At 70.6% G+C, this 23,968-nt stretch carries 17 protein-coding genes and 1 pseudogene; 8 read left to right on the top strand and 10 right to left on the bottom strand.

Features of this window, described 5'->3' with window-relative positions:
* Window positions 1–267 (top strand): annotated as a pseudogene (locus D7V80_RS43080) (hypothetical protein); the annotation flags it as partial.
* Here D7V80_RS43080 and D7V80_RS29250 read toward each other — a convergent pair.
* Entirely contained in the window at window positions 268–696 is a 429-nt protein-coding gene (locus D7V80_RS29250) for a hypothetical protein (RefSeq protein WP_147447244.1), read from the bottom strand.
* A 143-nt stretch (window positions 697–839) separates the two neighbouring features.
* Window positions 840–3,752, bottom strand: coding sequence for a serine/threonine-protein kinase (locus tag D7V80_RS29245; RefSeq protein ID WP_120591288.1), 2,913 nt, complete (start codon window positions 3,750–3,752; stop codon window positions 840–842).
* 147 nt (window positions 3,753–3,899) lie between these two features.
* Here D7V80_RS29245 and D7V80_RS29240 point away from each other — a divergent pair, with 147 nt between their 5' ends.
* On the top strand, window positions 3,900–4,862 hold the full coding sequence (locus D7V80_RS29240; protein WP_120591287.1) for an ornithine cyclodeaminase family protein: 963 nt from the start codon (window positions 3,900–3,902) through the stop codon (window positions 4,860–4,862).
* 552 nt (window positions 4,863–5,414) lie between these two features.
* Here D7V80_RS29240 and D7V80_RS29235 read toward each other — a convergent pair.
* The 5 genes from D7V80_RS29235 to D7V80_RS29215 all read right to left on the bottom strand — a co-directional run bounded on the left by D7V80_RS29235 (window position 5,415) and on the right by D7V80_RS29215 (window position 10,903).
* The gene (locus D7V80_RS29235) at window positions 5,415–6,569 is read right to left on the bottom strand and encodes a glycosyltransferase (protein WP_120591286.1); all 1,155 of its coding nucleotides are present in this window, start codon (window positions 6,567–6,569) and stop codon (window positions 5,415–5,417) included.
* The gene (locus D7V80_RS29230; protein WP_120591290.1) at window positions 6,559–7,842 is read right to left on the bottom strand and encodes an O-antigen ligase; all 1,284 of its coding nucleotides are present in this window, start codon (window positions 7,840–7,842) and stop codon (window positions 6,559–6,561) included. Before D7V80_RS29230 ends, D7V80_RS29235 begins: the two co-directional genes overlap by 11 nt.
* Before the next feature lie 218 nt (window positions 7,843–8,060).
* Window positions 8,061–9,722: a DUF6178 family protein gene (locus D7V80_RS29225; protein ID WP_120591285.1), complete on the bottom strand. Its 1,662-nt coding sequence runs from the start codon at window positions 9,720–9,722 to the stop codon at window positions 8,061–8,063.
* A 39-nt stretch (window positions 9,723–9,761) separates the two neighbouring features.
* Entirely contained in the window at window positions 9,762–10,382 is a 621-nt protein-coding gene (yihA, locus tag D7V80_RS29220) for a ribosome biogenesis GTP-binding protein YihA/YsxC (RefSeq protein WP_120591284.1), read from the bottom strand.
* An 11-nt stretch (window positions 10,383–10,393) separates the two neighbouring features.
* Complete coding sequence (locus tag D7V80_RS29215) at window positions 10,394–10,903, bottom strand: multiheme c-type cytochrome (RefSeq protein ID WP_120566004.1); 510 nt, start codon at window positions 10,901–10,903, stop codon at window positions 10,394–10,396.
* 135 nt (window positions 10,904–11,038) lie between these two features.
* Here D7V80_RS29215 and D7V80_RS29210 point away from each other — a divergent pair, with 135 nt between their 5' ends.
* The 6 genes from D7V80_RS29210 (at window position 11,039) to D7V80_RS29185 (ending at window position 20,574) form a co-directional block, all read left to right on the top strand.
* Window positions 11,039–11,521, top strand: coding sequence for a hypothetical protein (locus D7V80_RS29210; protein ID WP_120591283.1), 483 nt, complete (start codon window positions 11,039–11,041; stop codon window positions 11,519–11,521).
* 3 nt (window positions 11,522–11,524) lie between these two features.
* Entirely contained in the window at window positions 11,525–12,121 is a 597-nt protein-coding gene (gene coaE / locus D7V80_RS29205; RefSeq protein ID WP_120591282.1) for a dephospho-CoA kinase, read from the top strand.
* Between the two features lie 23 nt (window positions 12,122–12,144).
* On the top strand, window positions 12,145–13,314 hold the full coding sequence (locus D7V80_RS29200; RefSeq protein WP_014397829.1) for an SDR family oxidoreductase: 1,170 nt from the start codon (window positions 12,145–12,147) through the stop codon (window positions 13,312–13,314).
* 545 nt (window positions 13,315–13,859) lie between these two features.
* Window positions 13,860–19,568, top strand: a complete 5,709-nt coding sequence (locus tag D7V80_RS29195; protein WP_147447243.1) for a myxosortase-dependent M36 family metallopeptidase — start codon at window positions 13,860–13,862, stop codon at window positions 19,566–19,568.
* A 125-nt stretch (window positions 19,569–19,693) separates the two neighbouring features.
* Entirely contained in the window at window positions 19,694–20,089 is a 396-nt protein-coding gene (locus D7V80_RS29190; RefSeq protein ID WP_014397831.1) for a MaoC/PaaZ C-terminal domain-containing protein, read from the top strand.
* Window positions 20,090–20,091: 2 nt separating this feature from the next.
* On the top strand, window positions 20,092–20,574 hold the full coding sequence (locus tag D7V80_RS29185; RefSeq protein ID WP_120591280.1) for a MaoC family dehydratase N-terminal domain-containing protein: 483 nt from the start codon (window positions 20,092–20,094) through the stop codon (window positions 20,572–20,574).
* A 17-nt stretch (window positions 20,575–20,591) separates the two neighbouring features.
* On the opposite strand, the gene D7V80_RS29180 is transcribed toward D7V80_RS29185, so the two are convergent.
* From D7V80_RS29180 to D7V80_RS29170, 3 genes are all read right to left on the bottom strand, one after another.
* Window positions 20,592–21,368, bottom strand: a complete 777-nt coding sequence (locus tag D7V80_RS29180; RefSeq protein ID WP_120591279.1) for a tetratricopeptide repeat protein — start codon at window positions 21,366–21,368, stop codon at window positions 20,592–20,594.
* 3 nt (window positions 21,369–21,371) lie between these two features.
* Window positions 21,372–23,219, bottom strand: coding sequence for a molecular chaperone DnaK (gene dnaK, locus D7V80_RS29175; RefSeq protein ID WP_120591278.1), 1,848 nt, complete (start codon window positions 23,217–23,219; stop codon window positions 21,372–21,374).
* Window positions 23,220–23,237: 18 nt separating this feature from the next.
* The coding region (locus D7V80_RS29170; protein ID WP_147447242.1) for a lipopolysaccharide assembly protein LapB at window positions 23,238–23,968 on the bottom strand (731 nt) is incomplete at its 5' end.

The raw sequence follows: 23,968 nt of genomic DNA, 5'->3' as shown, positions 1-23,968 counted from the left end.
GTCCCCGCCCCCACGGAGGTGATGAAGCCGGAGGTTCTGCCCACCGTGCCCCTGGCGCCGGCGCCTCCCCTGCACTCGGAGGCGCCGACCCAGGAGCTGAGGAGGCCCCAGCGCCCTGGCTCCCGGCCACCAGAGCCCGTTCCGCCCGCGAAGCGGTTCCGGTCCGGTGGACCACGGCCACCGTCTGGACAAGCACCGTGGCTCAAGTGGATGGCCGTCTCCGTGGCGGGGAGTCTGCTCGCCGCGGCGGCCTGGTGGTGGAGCTGATCAGCAGCCGCTGCAGCCACCAGAGACATTCTGGTACTGCCATTCCGTGTGCGTGTAGTTGCCGGCGGAGTCAAAGCACACACGGTACTGGGACTGCTGATTGTACTTGCCCAGCTCGTAGTACATGACGGCCACCTGGCCCGACGGGCACACCGGCGGACGCTGCTGAGGCCCATCGTCGAGGGCCGGAGCCGCTTCCGGCGCCAGGCGCGGCTCACAACGCCAGTAGTTCCCACAGGCGGAATTGGGCTGACAGCTCGACACACCGGTGTTCGTCCATCCGGACCACGTGCCACACGAGGCCAGCTCGGCCTCCGACGTCGCCAGCGCCGCCGTCTCCTCGGCCGCGGCCTCCTCGGGCGTCATCGCTCCACCGCACGCCGTCAATGCCAGACCCGTGCACAGCAGCAACGCGATTCCAGGCTTCATGGATGACTCCTTGTCCGAGGGGACGCCGGCATGGCGCCCGGCCTTCCGACAAGGCCGCATGTTAGGCAATCCGGCTTGGACAGACCACTCCACGCCTTCACTGCAATTGCATCAATAACGGTCAAATCCAATGACTGTGAGACTCAACGACTGGCAATCCATTGCTTCACCGCCGCCAGCTCGCGCCGCGTCATGGAGCCGCCCTGGGTGAAGCCTTCCTCGGCCTGCTTCGCCAGCGTCATCGCTCGTGCGTGCTCCGCGGGCTGCCCCCAGAGCGCCTGCGCGAGCGCGAAGTGAGTCATCGCCGCGTCCACCGGGTTCCAGCCCAGCGGCGCCAGCACCCGCTCGGACGTCTCCAGCAGTTCACGCGCGCTGTCGCCCTGCCCCAGCAGGAAGTACGCGAGCCCCAGCGCCGTGCGGCTGTGGATGGTCCGAGCATGGTCCGCGCCCAGCGAGCGCGACTTGGACTCCAGCGCCGCGCGCAACAGCGGCACCGCGTCCTTCGGACGGCCCTGCGCCACCATCAGCCGCCCCACGTCCTCCTCCAGCGTGTCCACCGCGAACTCCTCCGGAGGCAGCACCTTGCGCTGGAGCGCCAGCCCTTCCTGGAAGTGCGCGAGCGCGTCCGCGTCCCGCTCCAGCCGCTCCTCCGCGCCCGCCAGCGCCTTCAGCGAGTCGATGGCCTCTCGGCTCTCCGCGCCGAAGCTCTGACGCATGCCCTCCAGCGCCTGCCGGTGCAGCGCGAGCGCCCGGTCCGGCGCGCCGAGCGACTCCTGCACCAGCGCGATGTCGTGGAGCAGCAGCAATGTCTGGGAATTGAGCGGCCCTAGCGTCTGCTGCCGCAGCGTGTACGCGCGCTGCAACCACTCCAGCGCCTTCGGCAGGTTTCCCGCCTCCTGCTCCGCGAAGCCCAGGTTGGTGAGCGTGCCCGCGAGCAGCGGATGCACCGGCCCCAGCCGCTCCTCGTAGATGGCGAGCGCCTTCTGGTACAGCGCGGTGGCCTCCGCCTGCTTGCCCTGGCGCAGCATCACCATGCCCAGGTTGTTGTAGACCTTCGCGGTGTCCACGTGCGTGGGTCCCAGGGTGCGCTCGCGCAGCGCCAGGGCCCGCGCGTAGTGCCCCGCCGCCGCGTCGAGCGCTTCCTCGTTCAGCGCGAGGATGCCCTCGTGGTTGGCCAGCCGTCCCTCCAGGTCCGGCGCGGAGCCCAGCCGTTCGATGAGCGCGTGCGCCTGGGCGCTCCACAGGTGGGCCTCGGGGAACCACTCGGGGTCCCCACTCAGGCCGAGCACCAGCTCCGTGGCCACCTGGAGCGCCACTTCGTCATGCCGTCCCGCCGTGGCCGCGGCCATGGCCTGGTGCCACGTGGCCCGCGCGTCGCGCGACTGGCTCATGCGGTGGTGGGCCCAGCCCAGGACATGGAGCGCCTCCGCCTCCACCGGCCGGTAGCGCGTCGCGTGCGCCGCCTCCACCGCCGCCCGGGCCACGGGCACCGCCTGCGCGTAGCGGCCCGTGTCGAGCAGCGCCTGTGCGTGCGCCACGTCCTGGCGCACCGCCTCCACGCGGGTGCGCGACGCCTCGTCCTCCGGCGGCGGTACCGCGGCGGAGAGTGCCTCCACGTTCGCGCAGCCGGACACGCCGCGCAGCGAATCCACCGCCTCCGCGCTGCGCTGCACCAGCGCCACGTCCGCGTGCGCCAGCTCCGCGCTCAGCGCATCCACCGCTCGCAGCCGCCGGTCCAGGCACGACATGCGCAGCGCCAGGTGCGCTTCCGGCTGCTCCCCCGTCACGCGCGTGGCCTCGCAGGCCTGACGGTGCATGCGGCTCCACTCCGACGCATAGGCATCCAGCGCGCGCTCCACCCGGTCGAACGCGCTGTCCGCGTCCGGCGCGCCGCTCTTCTCGAAGGCCTCCGCCACCGCCGCCTTCTGCGCAGGGCCCCAGACCCGGGCGAACAGCTTTGGCGCGCCGCTGCACGGCGTGGGGCGCACCCACGCCACGCCCACGCCCAGGAGGAGCCCTGCCACCACCGCGAGGGAACGGCCCGCGAGCTTCCTGCGTCCCGCTTCCGGGTCGTGCTCCAGCGCCGCCAGCAGCGCCTCCATGGACGCGAAGCGCTGCTCCGGCGCCACCGCCAGTCCCCGCGCCAGCACGCGGTGCACCCAGCCCGGGACGGACGGATGCGCGGGCGGCTCCAGCTCCACCCGGGGCACCACCGCGCCCTGGGGTGCCCGCTGCGAGTCCAGCAGCGTGACGGCCATGCGCCGCAGCGTCCCCTCCTCGAAGGGACGCTGGCCGGTGAGCGCCTCGTAGACGGACACGCAATAGCTGAACTGATCTGCTCGCGCGTCCGGGCCCCGCCCCGCGTACTGCTCCGGCGCCATGTACGCGGGCGTCCCCACCAGCGCGCCCGTCGCCGTGAGCCTCGTGTCGAGCGGCCCCTCCAACAGCGCCGCCAGTGGCACCGCGGGCCCTGCCTCCGCACCCACGCCCGCGTCGGACGCGATGCCGAAGTCCGTCACCCAGACGCCGCCGTCCCGGCCCAAGAGCACGTTGTCCGGCTTGAAGTCCCGGTGCACCAGCCCCGCCGCGTGCGCCGCCGCGAGCCCCTGCCCCATGGCCCGGCACACCACCAGCACCTCGCGTTGGGAGTGCGGCCCCTCGCGCAGCCACTGCCGCAGCGTGCCGCCCTCCACGCGCGCCATGGCGATGAACACCCGGCCCTCGTGCGTGCCCACGTCGTGCACCGTGAGCACGTTCGGATGGGACAGGCGCGCCATGGCCTGGGCCTCGCGCACCAGCCGCAGCGCGCGGGCGTCCTCCTCCTCGTCCGGCAGCCGCCGCTCGTGCAGCAGCTTGATGGCGACGGTGCGGCGCAGCTCCGGGTCAAAGGCCTCGAAGACCTCGCCCATGCCGCCCTTGCCCAGCCGCGCCAGCAGCACGTACCGGCCCACGCGCGTCGCATGGAGCGGACGCTCCGGCGCGCTGGAGTCACCCGTCGGGTGGCCCGTGTTCGGCGCCTGGGAACCGGTGTCTTCAGTGGGCCGGGAGGTCTTCATCACTCCCAGCCTACCCTGAACCCGCCTTTCCCCATTATCCGCGCCTGCCTACCTGCTCCGGGTAGTGATTGTGACAATGGCCAATGGCAAACATTGCACATCGGACACGACGCACGCGGACAGGGGCGGTTGGTTATAGCGGCGTCCATGCCCACCCTCCTCCTCAGCGCCAGGGACCTGCGCGGCCTCTACACCGTCGAACTCGGTCTGGAAGCCGTCGAGCGTGCGTTCCTGGCCCATGGCCGCGGCGACGCGCTCATGCCGCCCAAGGTGTACCTGTCCCTGCCGAAGTACGACGGTGACTTCCGCGCCATGCCCGCGTTCCTCGACGGCGCGGCCGGCGTGAAGTGGGTCAACGCCCATCCCCAGAACCCGCGCAAGCACGGCCTGCCCTCGGTGCGCGCCGTGTACGTGCTCAGCGACCCGGACACCGCGTCCCCGCTGGCCATCCTGGACGGCACGCTGCTCACCGCGTGGCGCACCGGCGCCGCTGGCGGCATCGCGTCCAAGTACCTGGCGAAGAAGCAGCCCCGCACGCTGGGGCTCGTGGGCTGCGGCGTGCAGGCGCGCGTCCTCATCGACGCGCACCGCGCCCTCTTCGGGGACCTGGAGCTGCTCATGGCGGACGTGAATGCCCAGGCCGCCCAGGCCCTGCGGAAGGAGAAGGGGGGCCGCGTGGTGAGCCTCCAGGAGGCCTCCGGCGCGGACATCGTCTGCTCCGCCACGCCCGCGCGCGCCCCGGTGGTCCGCCGGGAGTGGGTCCAGGCCGGCGCCCACATCAACGCCATGGGCGCGGATGCCCCCGGCAAGCAGGAGCTGGATCCGCGCCTGCTCGTCGAAGGGCGCGTCTTCATCGACGACGCGGATCAGGCCCACCACTCCGGCGAGGTCAACGTGCCGCTGCACGACGGGCTCATCCAGGCCGAGCGGCTCGCTGGCACCCTGGGAGAGGTCGTCGCCAGCCGCAAGCCCGGCCGCACCGGCTCCGAAATCACCGTCTTCGACTCCACCGGCCTCGCCGTGCAGGACGTCGCCCTGGCCCGTGCGCTCTACGACGTCGCGCTGGCGAAGGGCGTGGGGCAGCGCTTCGACCTGGTCGACGAAGCCTGACGCCCGCATCCCACCCGATGCGTCCTCCGCGCGGGGACGACCCCGGGGGACACACGGGTGCGGTGTCGTGAGGGAAAAAAGAGAGCGCTCGCCGGCACCTTGGAGTTTTACCGGCGAGCGCCCCGGGCCGCGTGCCGACTGGCAGGGCCTCGTAAAGTCGCGGCGGATGTGAAGCGGCCTGACGGCCCACCTCACGCCACCTTCATGTTTCCTGCCATCCGCCCCGCGTCCCGTGTTCCGGGCCCCGCGCTCGGCGTCCGTTTCCTTCAAAAACCCCTGCGTACCGGCGGTGATTCCTCCACCCGCCTGATCCGGCCACACCCAGGGTGGGCACGCTCACTGCTCCCGGCAATACCCGAGGCGCCATTACCACGCCTTGCCCCCCAAACTCCACGAAAATCGAGCTATTCCCATCTATAATCTGCGCACACACGCAGGGCTCCGCGGAAAAACCGCCTCCCCATTTCTACGAACGCGCCCGCCCCCAATTGCTGAGGACGGGCGTCGATTATCCGGATCGGTCTGACATTTCCCGGCCCTGGGGGGCGGGTTTCAGCCTGGGGGCAGTCCTGCCACCTGGCGGTACAGCGCGTCATGCCGGCGCACCATCTTCTCCAGGGACAGCTCGCGGGCGACGAAGCCCCGGGCGGCCTTGCCCATCTTCCGGGCCTCCTGGGGGTTGGCCAGCAGCCGGCGGAAGGCCTGGGCCAGCTGGGCGGGCCGCTCCGGCTCCACCACCAGGCCCCGCTCGCCGTCCGTGATGAGGTCCGGATTGCCGCCCACCCGGGTCACCACCATGGGCAGCCCCGCCGCCATGCCCTCCATCACCGCGTTGGACATGCCCTCCGCCGTGGAGCACAGGACGCCGAAGGTGGCCTGGCCGTAGAGGGCCGGCACGTCCGTGCGGTGCTTGAGGAAGTGCACCCCGTCCGCCACCCCCAGCTCGTGCGCCATCTTCTCCAGCGCCGGCCGGCGAGGCCCGTCTCCCACGAACCACGCGTTCAGCTTCGTCCCCTCATGACGCAGCATGGCAAGGGCGAGCAGCACGTCCTCCTGCCGCTTCACGGGGTGGTTCATGTTGGCCACGTGGATGACCGTGGGCACGCCACCGGTGTCGGGCAGGGTGTCCTTGAGTCCTTCCGCCGCGCGCGCGTCGAAGCGCTGGAGGTCCAGGCCGTTGTGGATGACGGAGATGCGCGATTCGGGCAGCCCCTCTTCGTGGATGAGCAGCTGGCGGATGGCCTCCGCGTTGGCGATGACGTGATCCGCCATGCGCGTCATCTGCGCGTGCAGCAGGCGGCGGGCCTTGCCCTGCCAGTGGGACAGGTCCAACCGCCCGACGATGACCTTCGCGCCCGCGAGCTTCGCGGCCGGCACCGCGAGGATGCTGGAGTAGAAGTCGTGCACGTGCACCAGCTGCACGCGGTTGGACTTGAGCCACCGGGACATCCGGTGGATCTGCATCAGCGTGTTGGGCTGTAGCAGCGACCCCTTGAGGGAGAACACCTCCGGCGCGTGCCCCAGCTTCCAGACCGAGCTCATCAACGGCCCGGCATCCTCCAATACCGACACCTGCAATTGGTAGCTGGAGGGCAGGCCTCGCAGCAGCTCCAGCACCTGCACTTCGGTGCCGCCAATGTGGAACGACCGGGTGAACTGCACCAGGCGGAGGGGCTCCTGCCCCAACCGCGCATCCTCACGCCGCATGCCCAGACCCCTCCCACGTGGCCACCGGCGCGTGATTCATCGCCGGCTGCCTCCCCACCGCCAGGGCGCGCTCCCGTGCCTGCGCGATGCGGTGCGCGCTCGCGGCCAGGCCGAAGAGCACGTAGCAGTGCGCGGACAGGATGTAGCCCGAGAACAAGTCACAGACGAGGTAGCCCGCCACCGCCGCCAGTAAGGCGCGTGCCAGCCATCCCATCTCCGAGTCCGCCGACGCGGCCGCCGCCCCGCCCACGGCTCCCCCCGAGAACACCAGGAAGCACAGGAGGCCAATCCACCCGAGCTCCCCGATGACGTCGAGGAAGATGTTGTGCGCCACATAGGCGCGGTGCGCCTCCGGCGGCGCGTACTCGAACCAGGCGTAGCGGAAGCCGCCCGCGCCCACGCCGAGCAGCGGCTTGTCCAGGCTCATGCGGCTGGCCACCTGCCACGCGTAGACGCGGCCCATGGCGGACGCGTCCTCGTGGAACGACGTCACCGTCTCATTGCGCTGCCAGAAGCTCTTGGGCGCGAACACCGCCAGGCCCGCGACGAACACCGTGCCCAGCACGATGGCCTGCATGCGGCGCTTCTCACGGATGGCCCACATGGCCATCGCCACCGACAGGCCAATGAAGCCGCCGCGCGAGTGCGACAGCACGATGGCCACCACCGCCAGCACCGCGGACACCGCGCACAGCAGGCGGAAGACCCACGGGGTGCTCTTGCGCGCGAGGAACGCCACCGCGAGCGGCACCACCAGCACCATGTTCATGGCCATGTGGTTGGGGTCCGCGTACACGCCGACCCAGCGCGAACGGAAGCCCTCCACCATGTTCTCGCCGACGATGTACCAGTTGATGACGCCAATGGACGTCACGATGGCGCCCAGCACCATGGCGCCGCACACCACCGCCAGCCGCTTGGGCGTGGTGATGACGTTGACGAGCGTCAGGTAGATGGCCGTGAGCTTGAGCAGCTCCACGCCCTGGAAGCGCGTCACCTCCGGGTTCACGCTCCACGCCACCGAGCAGAACGCCAGCGACGAGAACGCCAGCAGCGCGATGCCCCGCGAGCCGTCGAAGAAGAGCGGCTCCGCCTTGCCGATGCGGCGCATCACCATCAGGCCCGCGCCCAACCCTGAAGTCAGCAGCGCGAGCCGCAGCGGCTCCAGCGCGGGGATCCACTCACCCGGCACCGCGTACATCACCGCCGCGAACCCCGCGAGCATGTAGAAAGCCAGTACGTCGCGACGCTGCCCCTCCGCGCCCGGTCCCATGTACGCCACCCCTTCGCTGTCGGTCGCTCGTCCCGTCACACGCGTGCCCCTGGCCCTCGTGGAATTCCGTTTGCGGTCTGCAAACCTGCTGTTTGCAAACAGCTAGCGGGCGAGGGGCAAAGCAGCGCGCGTGCCAGAGGATGGCAACGCGGGAGGCCTGTATCTTCGGGAGGTTGCGAGCTCGCCCGCGACCGCCGGGCCGGGCAAGGCTGAAAAAGCTACGGGACCGGGGCGCTCTCCATCGGTAGCACCGCGGAGGCGATCAGGTCCAAGCGCCCCTCGCGCAGCCACGCCGGGCCCAGCTCCGACAGCAGGCGCGCCAGCGTGACGTTCACCACCCGACGCAGCTCTTCACGCGCCGCTTCCGGCACCGCGGGCGAAAGCGTCGCCACCGCGCGCTCCGCCGCGCTCGCGCGCAGGCGAGGCGCATCCGGGGTGCCTTCGAAGAGGCGCTGTCCCAGCTCCACCGTGCGCCCCAGCGGCACGGGCCGCACGTCCACGCCCTCCTCCAGCACGGCCATGGACACGACCGCCGCCCACAGCCGCTCCACGCCCAGCACGTCCAGCGACACGCCGAAGCGCGCCAGCACGGTGTGCGCCGTTTCCTCGGAGCCGCCCAGGAGCGCACCCAGCGCCGCCACCTGGCCCTCCGCCCGCGCGAGCAGTCCTTCCGAGCCGGCCACCTCCCGCAGCGAACGGAACGGAACGGGCTCCGCGCCCGGGACGCGCAGCGCCCGCCGGGGACGCTTGCGGCGCAGGGCCTCCAGCGCGGCGGCCTCCTCCGGGAGCACCAGCGGCACGTCGTCCAGCTTCATGAAGGGCACCTTGAAGAGGCGGTCCGCGCGGTACTTGAGCTGGAGCGTCAGCGTGAAGCCCACCTGGAAGACGCGGCGCAGGGGCGTGTCGCGCAGCGCCTCCGGCGCCTTCGAGGGGTCGCCGCCCGTCAGGTGCTCCAGGCCCAGCGACAGGTAGTCGCGCACCCATTCGCCCACGCGGCGCACGGCGTCCAGGTCGCCCGGGTCGCCCAGCTCCGCGACGAGCACCGCGTTGGCCACCTCGCGAAGCTCGTCCTCCGCGTTCATCCGCTCCACGTCGGACAGGTCCCGGAAGGCCGCCTCCAGGTAGTCCACGTGGCCGCCCGTGGCGGTGAGCGCGGGCGTCCCGGGCCCGGTGGGGCGCGGCGGCACGTCCACGCGGCTGAAGAGCGCGAGCGCGTCCTCCAGCGTCGGGAAGCCCAGGTCGGACAGGCGCGCGCGGCGGAACTGGAACGCGGTCTCCTCCAGCTCGGAGGGAATCTCCCAGCGCACGGCTTCGAAGAGGCGCACCGCTTCGAAGGGGTTCTCCGCGATGAGATCATTGAGGAGCGCGCGCATGGCGGACATCTCCACGCCCTCCACCTTCAGCTCCACCAGGTAGCGGCCTTCCGGGGTCTCCAGCGTCACGCCCTGCGGGTTGACGTCCGGGTTCTCCTCCAGGTCGTGGACGACGGTGAACTCCTTGAGGAGCGTCTCCACCACCTCCAGGTCCACCGCGTGCACCTTGCGCAGGAAGTCCTCCTGCTCGTCGCCGCGCGCGGCGCGCAGCCAGGTGAGGACGGCGTGCGGGTCCAGCTTGTCCTTCGACCAGCCGCCCAGGTCCACGAAGGTGCGGAACTGCGCGGGCGACGCCAGCTGCACGAGATCCGTCGTGTCCGCCAGCCCCACCTCCTGGATGGTGACGTAGAGGTCCTCCGCGGGCAGCGAGCGCACCAGCGCGGGCGTGTCCTCCGCGTCGTAGAGCGCCGCCACCCGCTGGCGCGGGGACAGGCGCATCAACCGCTGACGCTCCTCGCGAGGCGCGAGGGGCGAAACACCACCGTTCGTCTTGCCGTTCTGGGACACGCCGGGGGTGCTACCACAGCGCGCCCGGGCCCGGCAGCCTCAGACGCGGGTGGCCTTGCCGAAGGTGTCCAGCAGCGTGCCCCAGACCTCCTCCACGCCCAGCTTCTCCGTGGAGGAGAACGGGACGACCGCCTCCCGGGGCAGCTCCAGCTGCTCCGCCAGCTTGTGCAGCCGGGGCTTGCGCTGCGCCTTCGTCAGCCGGTCCACCTTGGTGGCCACGACGAGGATGCGGCGGTTGTGCTCCTGGAGGTAGTCCAGCGTCTGCATGTCCTCCGGCGTGGGCCCCACCTCCGCGTCGATGATGCTCACCACCACCTCCAACCGGTGCCGGTTCTTGAGGTAGGAGGTGATCATCGCCTGCCACTGGGCCTTGTCCGCCTTGCTCGCCTTGGCGAAGCCATAGCCGGGCAGGTCCGCCAGGCGCACCGTGTGGCGCACGCCGTCGCGGTCCAGGTCCACGTCGAAGAAGTTGAGCGTGCGGGTGCGCCCCGGCGTGTTGGACACGCGCACCAGCTTCCGCCGGTTCGTCAGGGCGTTGATCATGGACGACTTGCCGACGTTGGAGCGGCCGACGAAGGCCACCTCCGCGGCGTGGTCCGTGGGCAGCCCCTTGAGCTCCACGGCGGTGGTGACGAAGCGGGAATCGAGGATCTTGATCAAGCGGGGGTCACTTACTTCTTCGCCGTGGCCGGAGCCGGCGTGGAGGGGGCGGCATCCGCCCGGGTCTGCTTGCGGGCGCGTTCGGCGGACCAGTGGTCAATGGCCTTCAGCGCTTCCTTGAAGTCGAACGGGCGCAGGGACGGCGAGGACGCGTCATGGCAAGTGCGGCACTGCTTCTCCGACGGGTCCACCAGGCCCACCAGCCGCGCCAGCTCCGGGTCCTTCATCACGTAGGACGGCGAGTAGTACTGCCCGCCGCCGTGGCACGTCTCACAGGTGACGGCCGCCAACTGCTGCTCCGCCTGGTCCGGAGCGTGGCAGGACAGGCAGCGCGCGTCCTTCTTCTGGCTGTCCGCCAGCGTCTCCGTCGCCCGGGCGTGCTTGGACTTCATCCACGCGTCGTACGCCTCCGGGTGGCAGCCCTTGCAGCTGTCGGGGCCCGTGAAGTCCGCGGCGCCGGCGAGGCCGCCGGAGACGGCGAGCAAGAGGGCGGAAAAGACCCGGAAGGCACGAGAAGACATGCCTTGAGCACGTAGCAGAGGCCCCTGGAGGGGGCAAGGCGTCTCGTTCGTGATTGAATAGCGGGTGGACAGGTGCGTGGCTTGAGGTAACGGACCTTGAGGCGTGCCTGCCTGATCCGCTAGGGAGGAGTCGAGATGCGGACCCCCGTGATTGCCGTCCTGTTCGCCGTTGCCGTCCTTGCCGTCTCCCTGCCTGCTTCCGCCAAGCCGTGGCAGGGCATCGAGCCCGGGTCCTCCAAGAAGGAGGACGTGGTGAAGAAGTTCGGGGAGCCGTCCCGGACCATGAGCCAGGAGGACAAGGAGATCCTGGCCTACTTCGCCAAGGAGGCCATCAAGGGCACCACCCAGGCCCAGTTCAAGGTGGACCCGGCCACCCAGTTGGTGGAGCGCATCGACGTGTTCCCCGGGCCCGTCATCGAGAAGGACACCATCGAGAACAGCTACGGCCCCGCGTGCCCGGCCGGCGCCATGCCCGCCACGCCCTGCTACCTGCGCAAGCTGACGGACGACTTCCGCACCTACTTCCTCTACGTGAAGCTGGGCGTGGCCATCTTCTTCAACGAGGACGGCAAGACGGTGCAGTCCTTCGTCTTCACCACGCCCAAGGCCGCGAAGTAGCCCGTGCACGTCTTCGGCCTGACGGGCGGAATCGCCTCCGGCAAGAGCACCGTGAGCCGGATGCTGCGGGAGCTGGGCGCGCGCGTGCTGGACGCGGACGTGCTCGCCCGGGAGGTGGTGGAGCCCGGCACGCCCGGCCTGAAGCGCATCGACGAGCGCTTCCCCGGCGTGGTGGGCCCCGACGGCCGCCTGGACCGGGTGAAGCTGGGCGCGCACATCTTCGCGAACGCCGAGGAGCGGGCCGCCCTCAACGCCATCGTGCACCCGGAGGTGCGCGCCCTCTTCCTCCAGAAGCTCCAGGCGCTGGAGGCCGAAGGGGTCACCCACGCCGTCTACGACGTGCCCCTGCTCATTGAAACGGGGCTGCACACGGCGATGGAGGGCGTGGCCGTGGTGTGGGTGCCCCGGGAGGTGCAGAAGGCGCGGCTGATGACGCGCGACGGGCTCCTGGCGGACCAGGCGGAGGCGCGGCTTGCCGCGCAGATGCCGCTGGACGACAAGCGCGCGCACGCGACGTGGGTCATCGACAACAGCGGGACGCCGGAGGCCACCCGTCCCCAGGTGGAGGCGGTGTGGCGGGCGATGCTCGCGCAAGGCTGACGGGCGGTTATGCTGCGCCGCGCATGAGCGAGACGTCGAAGACGCGGCAGGCCCCTGGCACCTACTTCATCACCGGCTATCCGGGCTTCATCGGCAAGCGGCTGGTGGAGCACATCGCGCGGGAGGACCCGAAGGGGCACATCTACGCGCTCGTCCAGCCCAAGGCCTTCAAGGAGGCGCAGGCGCTCGCGGCGAAGGTGAAGGGCGCGCGCGTGGAGCTGCTCACCGGTGACGCGGTGGACATGCACCTGGGCCTGTCCGGCGAGGAGTACCAGCGCCTGTGCGAGCGGGTGACGGACATCTTCCACCTGGCGGCCGTCTCGCAGCTGGGCGTGCCCAAGGAGACCGCGTGGCGGGTGAACGTGGACGGCACGCGCAACCTGCTGGAGCTGGCGCGCGACTGCGAGAACCTCGCCCGCTTCAACTACTTCTCCACCTGCTACGTGTCCGGCGACCGCGTGGGCGTCATCGCCGAGGACGAGCTGGACCGGGGCCAGTCCTTCCGCAACGCCTACGAGGAGACGAAGTTCCAGGCGGAGCGGCTGGTGCAGCGCGCCTCCGCCACCCTCCCCGTCACCATCTTCCGTCCGTCCAGCGTGGTGGGCGACTCGCGCACGGGCGAGATCGATCGCTTCGAGGGCCCCTACTACCTGGGCATCCTGCTCGTTACGTCTCCGCTGGTGGTGCCGCTGCCCCTGCCGGGCAACGGCGTGGCGCCGCTCAATGTCGTCCCGGTGGACTTCGTGGTGGAGGCGGTGTGGCGGCTGTCGCATGACGCGAGAGCGAAGGGGCGCACCTTCCACCTGGTGGACCCCAACCCCATGAGCGCGCGGCGCGTGTACGAACTCATCGCGGAGAAGTCCCACAAGCGGCTGCCGCGCTTCAACCTGTCCGCGCGCGCCGCGGACGTGATGCTGCGGCTGCCCGTGCTGGAGAAGCTGGCCCGGCCCCAGCGCGCCGCCATCAGCTACGTGAACCACCTGGCCATCTACAACTGCCACAACACGCTGGAGCTGCTCGACGGCACCGGCGTGAGGTGCCCGCCGCTGTCCTCGTACCTGGATCAGCTCGTCGCCTACGTGCGGGAACAGTACAAGCAGCGCAAGGAGGGCGCGGAGATCGACGACCCGCTGGACCACGGTCCGCTGCCCTCGTCGGATGAAGGCGCGCCGGCACCGCGCTCGCGCCGCTGAGCAGGGTTTGAGCCCGCAGGCAAGGTGCGGCGCGGCACTTGTGACACGCTCGCGCCCGCCCGGCTGCTACGGCTTATTCCAGACTGCCAATTGTTACTGGGTTGCTAACGCAAGGTTACGCAGGCCCCCCTCTTTTCAACGAAACAGTGTCCTGGTTAGCATGCGCTCCCACTGAATCTGGCGCGGTGAACACAGCCGCGGCCGGAAGAGTGGGTTGGAGAGCAGCGCTTGCCGGTGACCGTTGACAGTCGATTCGGATGGGCCGCCCCGGGTTCGGGTGTGGCGCCCCGGCTGTCCGGCCTGCCGCAGCGCTTCGCACCCGCCCTGCCCGCCTCGCGCGTGGCGCCTTTCCTCGCTGAGTTCCGCGCTCACGTCGCCAATGCGACCTGGGGCGTTGGGCTGCGTTTCCTATCGGGCTGTTGTCCACCCACGGCCCGCCACCCCTAGGGAGCGGCCCGCCTCCCTCGGCGGACCTCTCCTCATGCAGTCGTCGTCTCTCGCAGTCCCCTCGTCCGGCAGTACATCACCCCCAAGAAGGAAGGCGCATGCGTCTCAGGGAAAAGCTGTTGACCAGCCTGCTGCTGGTGCCCATCGCGGGTACCAGTGCGTGGGCCAAGGAGCGGTCGAACTACGACGCGTTCCTGGAGCAGCGGGACTCCCGCTCTCTCGCCGTGGATGCGGACACGGCGGTGTCCCGCGGGCTTCGCATCGAGCAGACCGAGCACCGGCTCGGCGTGCCTACGTTCGCCTGGGCGACGCAGGATGGTGCGCAGTCCAAGTCCGTCATCCGCAACGGCATGACGGCGGAGAGCGCGGCGCGCGCCCACCTGCAGTCCGTGGCGGACAGCTACCGCCTGACGCGTGACGACGTCTCGGGCGCCAACCTGCGCTCGATGCACAACACCGGCAAGGGCGCGATCATCGCGACCTTCAACCAGTCGGTGGGTGGCATCCCCGTCTTCCGCAACGAGATCAAGGTCGTCATGGGCCAGGACCTGCGCCTGGTGGCCGTGAGCGGCTACCTGGCCCCGTCCGAGCTGGCGTTCACCGCGCGCAACAAGGCGCGCGCCGGCTTCAACCTGGGCGCCGCGGACGCGGTGTCCAACGCGTTCAAGGACCTGACGGGCTCCGGCACGCAGGCCACCTCGTTCGTCAACACGGGCACGAAGGGTGACTTCACCTTCTTCGAGCTGGCCCCCTCCACGAAGTCCGCGCTCCAGCAGGACCTGGCCACCCCGGCCCGCGCCCGGCAGGTGTACTTCATGCTGGCCGGCAACCTGGAGCCGGCCTGGTACGTGGAAGTGAACGCCGGCCCCAAGGCCGCGCGCTCCAGCCAGTACTTCGGCTACGTGGTCTCCGCGGCCACCGGCAAGGTCCTCTTCCGCAACGACCTGACCGCGGACGCGGGCACGGCCTTCACGTACAAGGTCTGGGCGGACACGACGGCCCCGTTCATCCCGGAGGACGGTCCCCAGGGCAACGACGCGACCCCGCACCCCACGGGCACCCAGAACGGCTACCAGGCCCCGCTGAACCGCCCGGCCAGCGACATCACCCTGGCCAACGTCCCGTACAGCAAGAACGACCCCTGGCTGCCGGCCAACGCCACGCAGACCACGGGTAACAACGTGGACGCGTACGCGGACCTGAACGCGCCGGACGGCTTCCAGCCCGGCACCCGCGACACCCGCGCGGAGACGACGAGCGACAACACCTTCTCGTACGTCTACGACACGACCAAGGCCCCGGGCTCCAGCACCGAGCAGATCAAGGCCTCGGTGGTGAACCTGTTCTACGTGAACAACTTCCTGCACGACTGGTTCTACGACGCGGGCTTCGACGAGGCCTCGGCCAACGCCCAGTCGTTCAACTTCGGCCGTGGCGGCGTGGAGGGCGACCCCCTCCAGGCCCAGGCGCAGGACTACGGCGGCCGCAACAACGCGAACATGAGCACGCCGGCGGACGGTGCGTCGCCGCGCATGCAGATGTACGTGTTCGACGGCACGCCCGAGCTGTCCGTGACGGCGCCCGCGGGCCTGGCCGGCGTCTACGAGGCCGGCTCCGCCAGCTACGGCAAGCAGGCGTACGAAGTGACGGGGGAGATCAAGCTCCCGGAGACCAACAAGGACGGCTGCGCCGCGTTCGACCCGGGCTACTTCACCGGGAAGATCGCGCTCATCGACCGCGGGACGTGCAACTTCGTCGTCAAGTCGCTCAACGCGCAGAACGCGGGCGCCATCGCCACGGTCATCGCGAACAACGCCGCCGGCAGCACCATCACCATGGGCGGCAACGGCACGGACGACGCCAAGATCACCACGCCGTCCCTGATGATCACCCTGGACGCGGCCAACGCGTGGAAGGCGGCGGCGGCGACCGAGCCGGTCACCGTGCAGTTCCTGCGCACGCCGGACCAGGACCGCGACGGTACGCTCGACAACGGCATCATCGCGCACGAGTGGGGTCACTACATCAGCAACCGCCTCATCGGTAACGCCGCGGGCCTGAGCAACAACCAGGGCCGCTCGATGGGCGAGGGCTGGGGCGACTTCCACGCCATGCTGATGCAGGTGCGCGAGTCCGACCGCAACAAGCCGGGCAACGGCAACTGGCAGGGCGTCTACAGCACCGCCGGTTACGTCTCGAGCGGTGGCAAGAACCAGGGCTACTACTTCGGCATCCGTCGCCTGCCCTACTCGACGGACATGAGCAAGAACGGCTACACGTTCAGGCACATCCAGAACTTCAACGCCCTGCCCACGGATGCGGGCACGCGCGCGGACATCAACAGCGAGGTCCACAACAGCGGTGAGGTGTGGGCCACGGCGCTGTGGGAGTGCTACGCGAGCCTGCTGAACGCGCACCCGTTCGCGGAAGCGCAGAACCGGATGAAGAACTACCTGGTCGCGTCCTACAAGGCGACGCCGAACGCGCCGACCTTCACGGAAGCGCGTGACGCGGTGCTGGCCGTCGCGCTCGCGAACGATCCGGCGGACTACCAGCGCTTCGTGTCGGCCTTCGCCAAGCGCGGCCTGGGCTTCGGCGCCAAGTCGCCGGACCGCGACGCGTTCGACCACATCGGCGTGACGGAGAGCTTCGCCACGGGTGGCAACCTGGAGGTCACCAGCATCACGCTGTCCGACAGCGCGGGCGGCTGCGACCAGGACGGCATCCTGGACATCGGTGAGCAGGGTGAGCTGAAGATCACCGTGCGCAACGTGGGCGGCAACGGGCTGAGCTCCTTCACCGGCACCGTCAGCAGCACCAGCACCACGGCGACGCTGGCGTTCCCGAGCGGCGCCGCGATCAACGTCCCGGCCCTGTCGCGCGGTGCCTCGGCCACGGTCACCGTGCCCGTCACCGTCACCGGCGTCTCCGGCTCGCCCGCGCGCGCCGGCATCCGGGTGGCCTTCGACTCCAACGAGATCCCGGCGGCGGCGAAGACGGTGACGTTCGACCCGCGCGTCAACTACGACAACGTCTCCACGATCAGCAACACGGAGACGTTCGAGTCCGGCCTGACCGGGTGGACGGTGTCGCAGAACCTGTCGTCCTCGGGCGACTGGACGCTGTCCGGCTCGCCGGTCAACCGCTACGCGCACGGCGCGGATCCGGGCACGATCGCCGAGACCACCATCACCAGCCCCTGGCTGTCGGTGGATGACGCGGCCGACTTCGTGATGAGCTACAACTACCGTCACTCCTTCGAGTTCGACTCCAACGCCTCCTACGACGGCGCGGTGCTCGAGCTCACGGTCGACGGCATCGACTGGATCGACCCCTGGGATCTGTACCCGGTGGTGGACGCGGATCCGGGCTACGTGGACTACATCGCCGCGGGCGGTGGCAACCCCCTGGAGGATCGCCCCGCGATGGCGCAGGTGAGCGCGGGCTTCCCGGCGTTCACGGCCGCGAGCATCAACTTCGGGACCTTCTTCCCCGACCTGGGCCTCAAGAACGTCCGCTTCCGCTTCCGCATCGGCGGTGACGTGGCGGTCGGCGGGTACGGCCTGGACCTGGACAACGTGAAGTTCGACGGCGCCACGCCGGTGTTCGCGGGCCAGCCGGATCAGCCGGCCTCCGCGGGCGCTTGCAACGTGCCCCCGGTCGCCAACGCCGGTCAGTCGCGCGTGGGCACGGCGGCGGTCGCGGAGGGCACGCTCGTCAACGGCGTCCTCAACCGCGCCACCATCACCCTGAACGGCACGGGCAGCTTCGACCCGGATGCCGCCGCGGGTGACACGCTCACCTACAACTGGATTCAGGTCGGTGGCGCCACGCCGGTCACGCTGACCGGTGCGGACACCGCGGCGCCGAGCTTCGTGGCGGACGTGGACTACTCCGACATCCTCTCCTTCCAGCTCGTCGTCACCGACGCGGCTGGCAAGGCGAGCGCCCCGAAGACGGTGGACATCCAGGTCCTCAACGTGAACCAGCCCCCGGTGGCCGCGGCCACCGCGCCGGCGACGGTGAACGAGCGTGACACCACGCCCGTGACCCTGGACGCCTCCGGCTCCACGGACGCGGACGTGATTCACGCGAACACGCTGACGTACTCCTGGGTCCAGACGAGCCCCGCTTCGCCCAAGCCGACGCTGACCAACGCCACCCGCGCGAAGGCCACGTTCCTGGCTCCGGAAGTGACGGCGGACACGCAGCTGAACTTCACGGTCACCGTGACGGACAGCAGCGGCGCGAAGTCCACCAAGGCCGTCGCCGTGACGGTGAAGAACGTGGACCGCGCTCCGGTGGCCAACGCCGGCGCGGACTTCGCGGTCGACACCCGCACCCAGGCGGCCCTCAGCGGCAGCGGTACGGACGCGGATGGCGACGCCGTGACGCTGAGCTGGGAGCAGTCCTCCGGCCCGGCGGTGGTGCTGACGGGCGCGAACACGGCCACGCCGACGTTCGTGTCCCCGGACGTGCCCTTCAACACCGACTTGGTCTTCACGCTGACCGCCACGGCCAACGGCCAGTCCTCCACCGACACCGTCACCGTGACGGTGAAGGGCGTGGACCGCGCTCCTACGGCCAACGCCGGCGCGGACATCGCGGCGGATGAGCGCACGGCGGTGACGCTGACGGGCACTGGCTCCGACGAGGATGGCGACACCCTCAGCTACCAGTGGGAGCAGATCGGTGGCACCGAGGTGCAGCTGACGGGTGCCACGACGGCCACGCTGGCCTTCACGGCGCCGGAAGTCACGGCCACCACGACGCTCGTCTTCAAGTTCACGGTGACGGCGAACGGCAAGTCCGCCACGGACACGGTCAACGTCACGGTGAACAACGTGGACCGCGCTCCGGTGGCCAACGCCGGCGCGGACTTCGAGGCGAGCGCGCGCGCCACGGCGACGCTCCAGGGCTCCGGCACGGATCCGGACGGCGACGCGGTGTCGTACGTCTGGGAGCAGACGGATGGCGAGGCGGTGACGCTGACCAACGCCAACTCGGCCTCCGCGACCTTCACGGCGCCGGACGTGTCGTCCCTCACCGAGCTGACCTTCAAGCTCACGGTGACGGCGAACGGCAAGTCCGCGTCCGACCTGGTCAACGTGACGGTGCGCAAGTCCAACCGCCACCCGGTGGGCGAGGCTCCGGCCACCATCGACGTGGATGAGGGCAGCAACGTGGAGCTGGACGCTTCCGGCATCACGGATCCGGACGGTGACCAGCTCACCTACGTCTGGGCCCAGGTCGGTGGTCCGGCGGTGACGCTCGACAACAAGGACACGGCGAAGGTGAAGTTCACCGCGCCGCAGGTCCAGGCCGACACGGCGCTGGCCTTCAGCCTCACCGTGACGGACGCGGACGGTGCCACCTCCGGCCCGTTCGTCTACACGGTCAACGTGAAGCAGGTGAACCAGGCGCCGGTCGCCAAGGTCCGGGTCATCTCGGGCGTGCGCGGCGGTGAGCTGGTGAAGATCGACGCCGCGACGTCCACGGATCCGGACAACGAGGCGCTGACCTACACCTGGGCGCAGACGGGCGGCCCCTCCGTGACGCTGACCGGCGCCAACTCCGCCGAGGCCAGCTTCACCCCGCCGGCGAAGAAGACGCTGGAGACCTACACCTTCACCGTGACGGTGAAGGACGCGGCCGGTGCCACCAGCACCGCCGAGATCAAGGTCTCCGTGCCGAAGTCCGACGACGACGGCGGCGGCTGCTCCTCCACGGGCGGCTCCGCTGGCAGCATGGCGCCGCTGATGGCGCTGTTCGCGGCGATGGCGCTCGCGCGCCGTCGCAAGGCGTAAGCCGGCGCTTCGTCCTGAAGCCCTGAAGTAACGAGGGGCGGTCCTCACGCGAGTGGGGGCCGCCCCTTCTTCATTTCCGCCAGGCGTCCGCGGGGCGCGGGGGATGCGGTAGGCTGCCGCGCCTCATGGCACGCACGTTCCAGGTGGGAGACACCTTCACGCACGTCCGCCAGTGCGACCGGCTGCGGCCGGTGTATTACGCGGGCGCTTCCGGGGACTACAACCCCATCCACATCGACCCGGAGGTGGGCCGGCAGGCCGGCTTCAACGGCGTCATCCTCCAGGGGCTCTGCACGCTGGGCTGGGCGGTGGAGGCCGTGGCCGTCTTCGTGGGAGACCCGGGCCGGGTGCGCCGGGTGAAGGTGCGCTTCTCCCGGCCGGTGCTGCCGGAGGACACCGTCACCTTCCAGGGCCGCGTCACCGCCATCGCGGACGGCCGGCTCACCACGGAAGTCACCGCCACCAACCAGCGCGGCGAGCCCGTCCTCCGGGGCGCCGTCGTCGAAACCTCGCTCGGATAGCCATGGCCCTGGACCCCAAGTTCGTCGGCCGTGAGTACGGCCCCTTCACCTATGAGATTGGCCGGGAGAAGCTGCGCGAGTTCTCCCTCATCCTCGGCGGCTCCGTGCCCTCCGCGGGCACCTTCGGCGAGCCTCCGGAGCACGTGAGCCCCCTGCTCTACTCGCAGGAGGCGGCCCAGGCGGGCCCCTACGGCGACGTCATCGCCTTCCCCAGCTTCGCGGTGGTGTTCGCCATCCGCCCCTTCAGCGCCGCCATCGCGGATCCGGAGCTGGGCGTGGACCGCGTGCGGCTGGTGCACGGGGAGCAGGAGCTGGAGTTCCTGGGCGTGATGCGCCCCGGGGACGTGCTCACCACCACGGGCTCCATCACGGAGCTGTACCGCAAGGCCGGGATGGACTTCCTCGTCGTCACCACGGAGACGCGCAACGCGAAGGGCGAGCCCGTGGTGCGCGGCGTATGGACGGCCGTCATCCGCCCCGCGTGACTTGAAGCCGCGCCCACCTACTCGCCGGGGGCGATGATGCCCTCGTCGAGCAGCTGCGCGAGGATGCGCGCGGTGTCCAGGCGCGACATGCCGGACAGCGCGAAGAGGTCGTCGAAGCTCACCGCGCCGTCAATCTGCGCCAGCACGAAGCCCGCGCGGTGGTCCAGGTTGAGCCAGATGATGTCATCCGGCTGCAACCGCACGCGCGGCATGCGGTGCAAATCCCCCAGCCGCGCCTCCAGCATGGACACCAGGATGCGCTCGCTGCGGTCGCGCAGCGCCTCCACGCGCGGGTTCTCCGGCGCCAGGGACTGGGCCCGGCGCAGGAGCTCCACCGCGCCGGAGTGGTCATCCAGCGCCAGCAGGTCCTCCGCGCCGCGCAGCAGGCTCTCCACCTCCGAGCCCTCCGGCAGCCCGCCCCCGGGCGTGAAGGTGTCCGGCAGCCCGAACTCCTGCGTGCGGTGCGCCTCCGCGATGAGGTCCAACGCGTCGCCGCGCACGCCCGTGCCCTCGGGCAGGCTCACGGACTCACGCAAGGGGACCTCCACCGGACCGGGCTCGGAGGGGCCGGCCCAGGCGCCCCAGTCCGCGTCCTGCTCCGGGCCCGCCAGGTTCCAGCCGGTGTCCCCGCCGAGCTCCGCCGGGCCGTCCCGCCCCAGCAGCCTGCGCGCGCGCGCGTTGTCCGGGTCCAGCTCCAGGGCCCGGGCGAACAGCTTCTCCGCGCCCGCCATGTCGCCACTCAGTCGCAGCAGCAACCCGGCTTCGACCAGCGCCTTGGCCCGGATGGCGTTCATGGGCTACCTCCCCGGCGTTCCGCGCGGGCCCGCCGAGCGCAAGAGCGGCAGGCTCTGGGCCAGGGCCTCGCAGGCCCGGGTGAGCGTGCCCACGTCGTCCGTGCCGCGCGCCTGACGCGCGGAATCCAGGGCGGCCTCCGCGCGGGCGACGACGTCCGGCGGCAGGCCTCCGGCCCCGGGCATGAGCCGCACGCGGGAGAGCGCGTCCACCAGGTCGCGGGCCAGGATGTCCAGCTCCACGCGCTTGGCCTTCAGCTCCTCCGTGTTGCGCGCCGCCACCAGCCAGTCGCGCTGCTCCTCCATGATGCGGCGCAGCTCGTCCTCCGTCAGGCCGCTGGACGCGGTGACGGTGATGGACTGGCGCAGGCCCGTGTCGCGGTCGCGCGCGGACACGGACACGATGCCCTCCGCGTTGATGTCGAACGTCACTTCAATCTCCACCTGCCCGCGCGGCGCCTCGCGCAGGCCGGTGAGGAGGAACTCGCCCAAGAGCTCGTTGTGGTGCGCGAGCTCGTGCTCGCCCTGGAGCACCATGATCTTCACCGTGCGCTGGAAGTCCTTGGAGGTGGCGAACACCTCCGTGGCGGACGTGGGCACGGTGGTGTTGCGCGGAATCAGCCGCCGCACGTAGCCGCCTGCGATGGCCACGCCCATGCTCTGCGGCGTGACGTCCAGCAGCAGCAGTTCGCTCTGCTGGCCCACCAGCGCGTGCGCCTGGATGGCGGCGCCCAGGGCCACGACCTCCTCCGCGTGCACGCCCTTGCAGGGCTCGCGGCGGAAGTACTGGCGCACCTGCTCCACGATGCGGGGCATGCGCGACATGCCCCCCACGAGGATGACCTCCTTCAGGTCCGAGGGGCGCACCTTCGCCTCGCCCAGCACCTCCGAGGTGATGCCCACCAGGCGCTCGCCCAGGTCCGCCGTGAGCTCCTCCAGCTTCTCGCGGGTGAGCGTGGACTGCAGGTGCAGCGCGGCGCCTCCGCCCGGCGGCGTGCAGATGAAGGGCAGGTGCACCTGCGTCTCCTTCACCGACGACAGCTCCACCTTCGCCTTCTCCGCGGCGTCCTTCAGCCGCTGCAGCGCCATGCGGTCCTTGCGCAGGTCGATGCCGTGCTCCTTGGCGAAGCCGAACACCATCCACTCGATGATGCGGTGGTCCCAGTCCTCGCCGCCGAGGAAGGTGTCACCGCCGGTGGCCACCACGTCGAAGATGCCGTTGTTGATCTCCAGCACCGACACGTCGAAGGTGCCGCCGCCCAGGTCCAGCACGGCGATCTTCCCATTCACCGTGCGGCCGAAGCCGTAGGCCAGCGCCGCCGCGGTGGGCTCGTTGATGATGCGCAGGACGTCCAGCCCCGCGATGCGGCCCGCGTCCTTGGTGGCCTGGCGCTGCCCGTCGTTGAAGTAGGCCGGCACGGTGATGACGGCCTGGGTGACGGGCCGGCCGAAGTGCGCCTCCGCGTCCGCCTTCAGCTCCGCGAGGATCATGGCGCTGACCTCCGGCACGGCGAGGTCGCGGCCCGACAGCCGGATGCGCACGTCGTCGTGCGCGCCGCACACCACCTGGTACGTGAGCGCGCGCAGCGCGTCCTGCACCGGGTGCGAGGAGAACTTGCGGCCGATGAGGCGCTTGGCCGCGGACACCGTCTCCTGCGGGTTGGTGATGGCCTGGCGCTTGGCGATGCTGCCCACCAGCCGCTTGCCGTTCTTCGACACCGCCACCACGGACGGCGTGAGGGGCTGGCCGGTGCGGTTCTTGATGATGACGGGCTGACCGTCCTGCACCGTGGCGACGAGGCTGTTCGTCGTCCCCAGGTCGATGCCAATCAGCGGTTCGGGCTCAGCAGCCATGGGGAAGCCTGCACCTCATCACGTGAACGTCCAGCGCAGCTTCTTGAGGCCGGCGCGAGCGTCGGCGTTGTCGGGATCCAGACGCGCGACCTCCTCGAAGTGGTGCTTGGCCTGCTTCTTCTGCCCCGCCACCAGGAGCACCTGGGCCAGGAGCAGCTGGTAGTCCGCGCGCCCCGGCTTCAGCTCCACCGCGCGCTGCGCGAGCTTCAGCACCTCCTGCGCGTCCTGCGCCAGCTCCCGCCCCACGCGCGCCGCCTGGAAGGCCGCCTCCGGGTTGTCCCCGTTGAGCGACACGGCCAGCTTGTACGCGGCCTGCGCCCCGGCGAAGTCGCCGCGCATCTCCATCTCCTGGCCGCGCTCCACCTCCGCCTGCGCGCGCGTCAGGTCGTGCTTGCGGCGCGCCTCCACCAGCAGCTGCGCGACCTCGCGGTTCTTCGGGTCCAGGCCCAACACGTGGTTGAACTCCTGGTACGCCCGCTCGAAGTCCCCGCGCGCGGTGGCCGCCCTGCCCCGGGCGATGAGCTCCGTGAGCTTGTGGCTGCGCGCCATGTACGGGTGGCGCGCGAGGCGGGCCTGGCGCTCGGCGCGGCGGGCCTCGGACTCCGTGTCCTCCGGGGGCGGCGCGGCGGGAGGCGGCACGGTGGCGAACACCCCCGACGGCGGGCGAGCGCCCGAAGAGGCCGGGGGTGACACCGCCGCGAAGCCGCCGCCAGACACCGTCCGGGGGGGCACGGCGGCCGGAGGAGGCG

It is taken from the genome of Corallococcus sp. CA054B (genome assembly GCF_003611625.1).
GTDB classification, from domain to species: Bacteria; Myxococcota; Myxococcia; order Myxococcales; family Myxococcaceae; genus Corallococcus; species Corallococcus coralloides.
The sequence above is the reverse complement of the archived record's forward strand: the minus strand, read 5'-3'. Positions and strand labels throughout refer to the sequence as shown.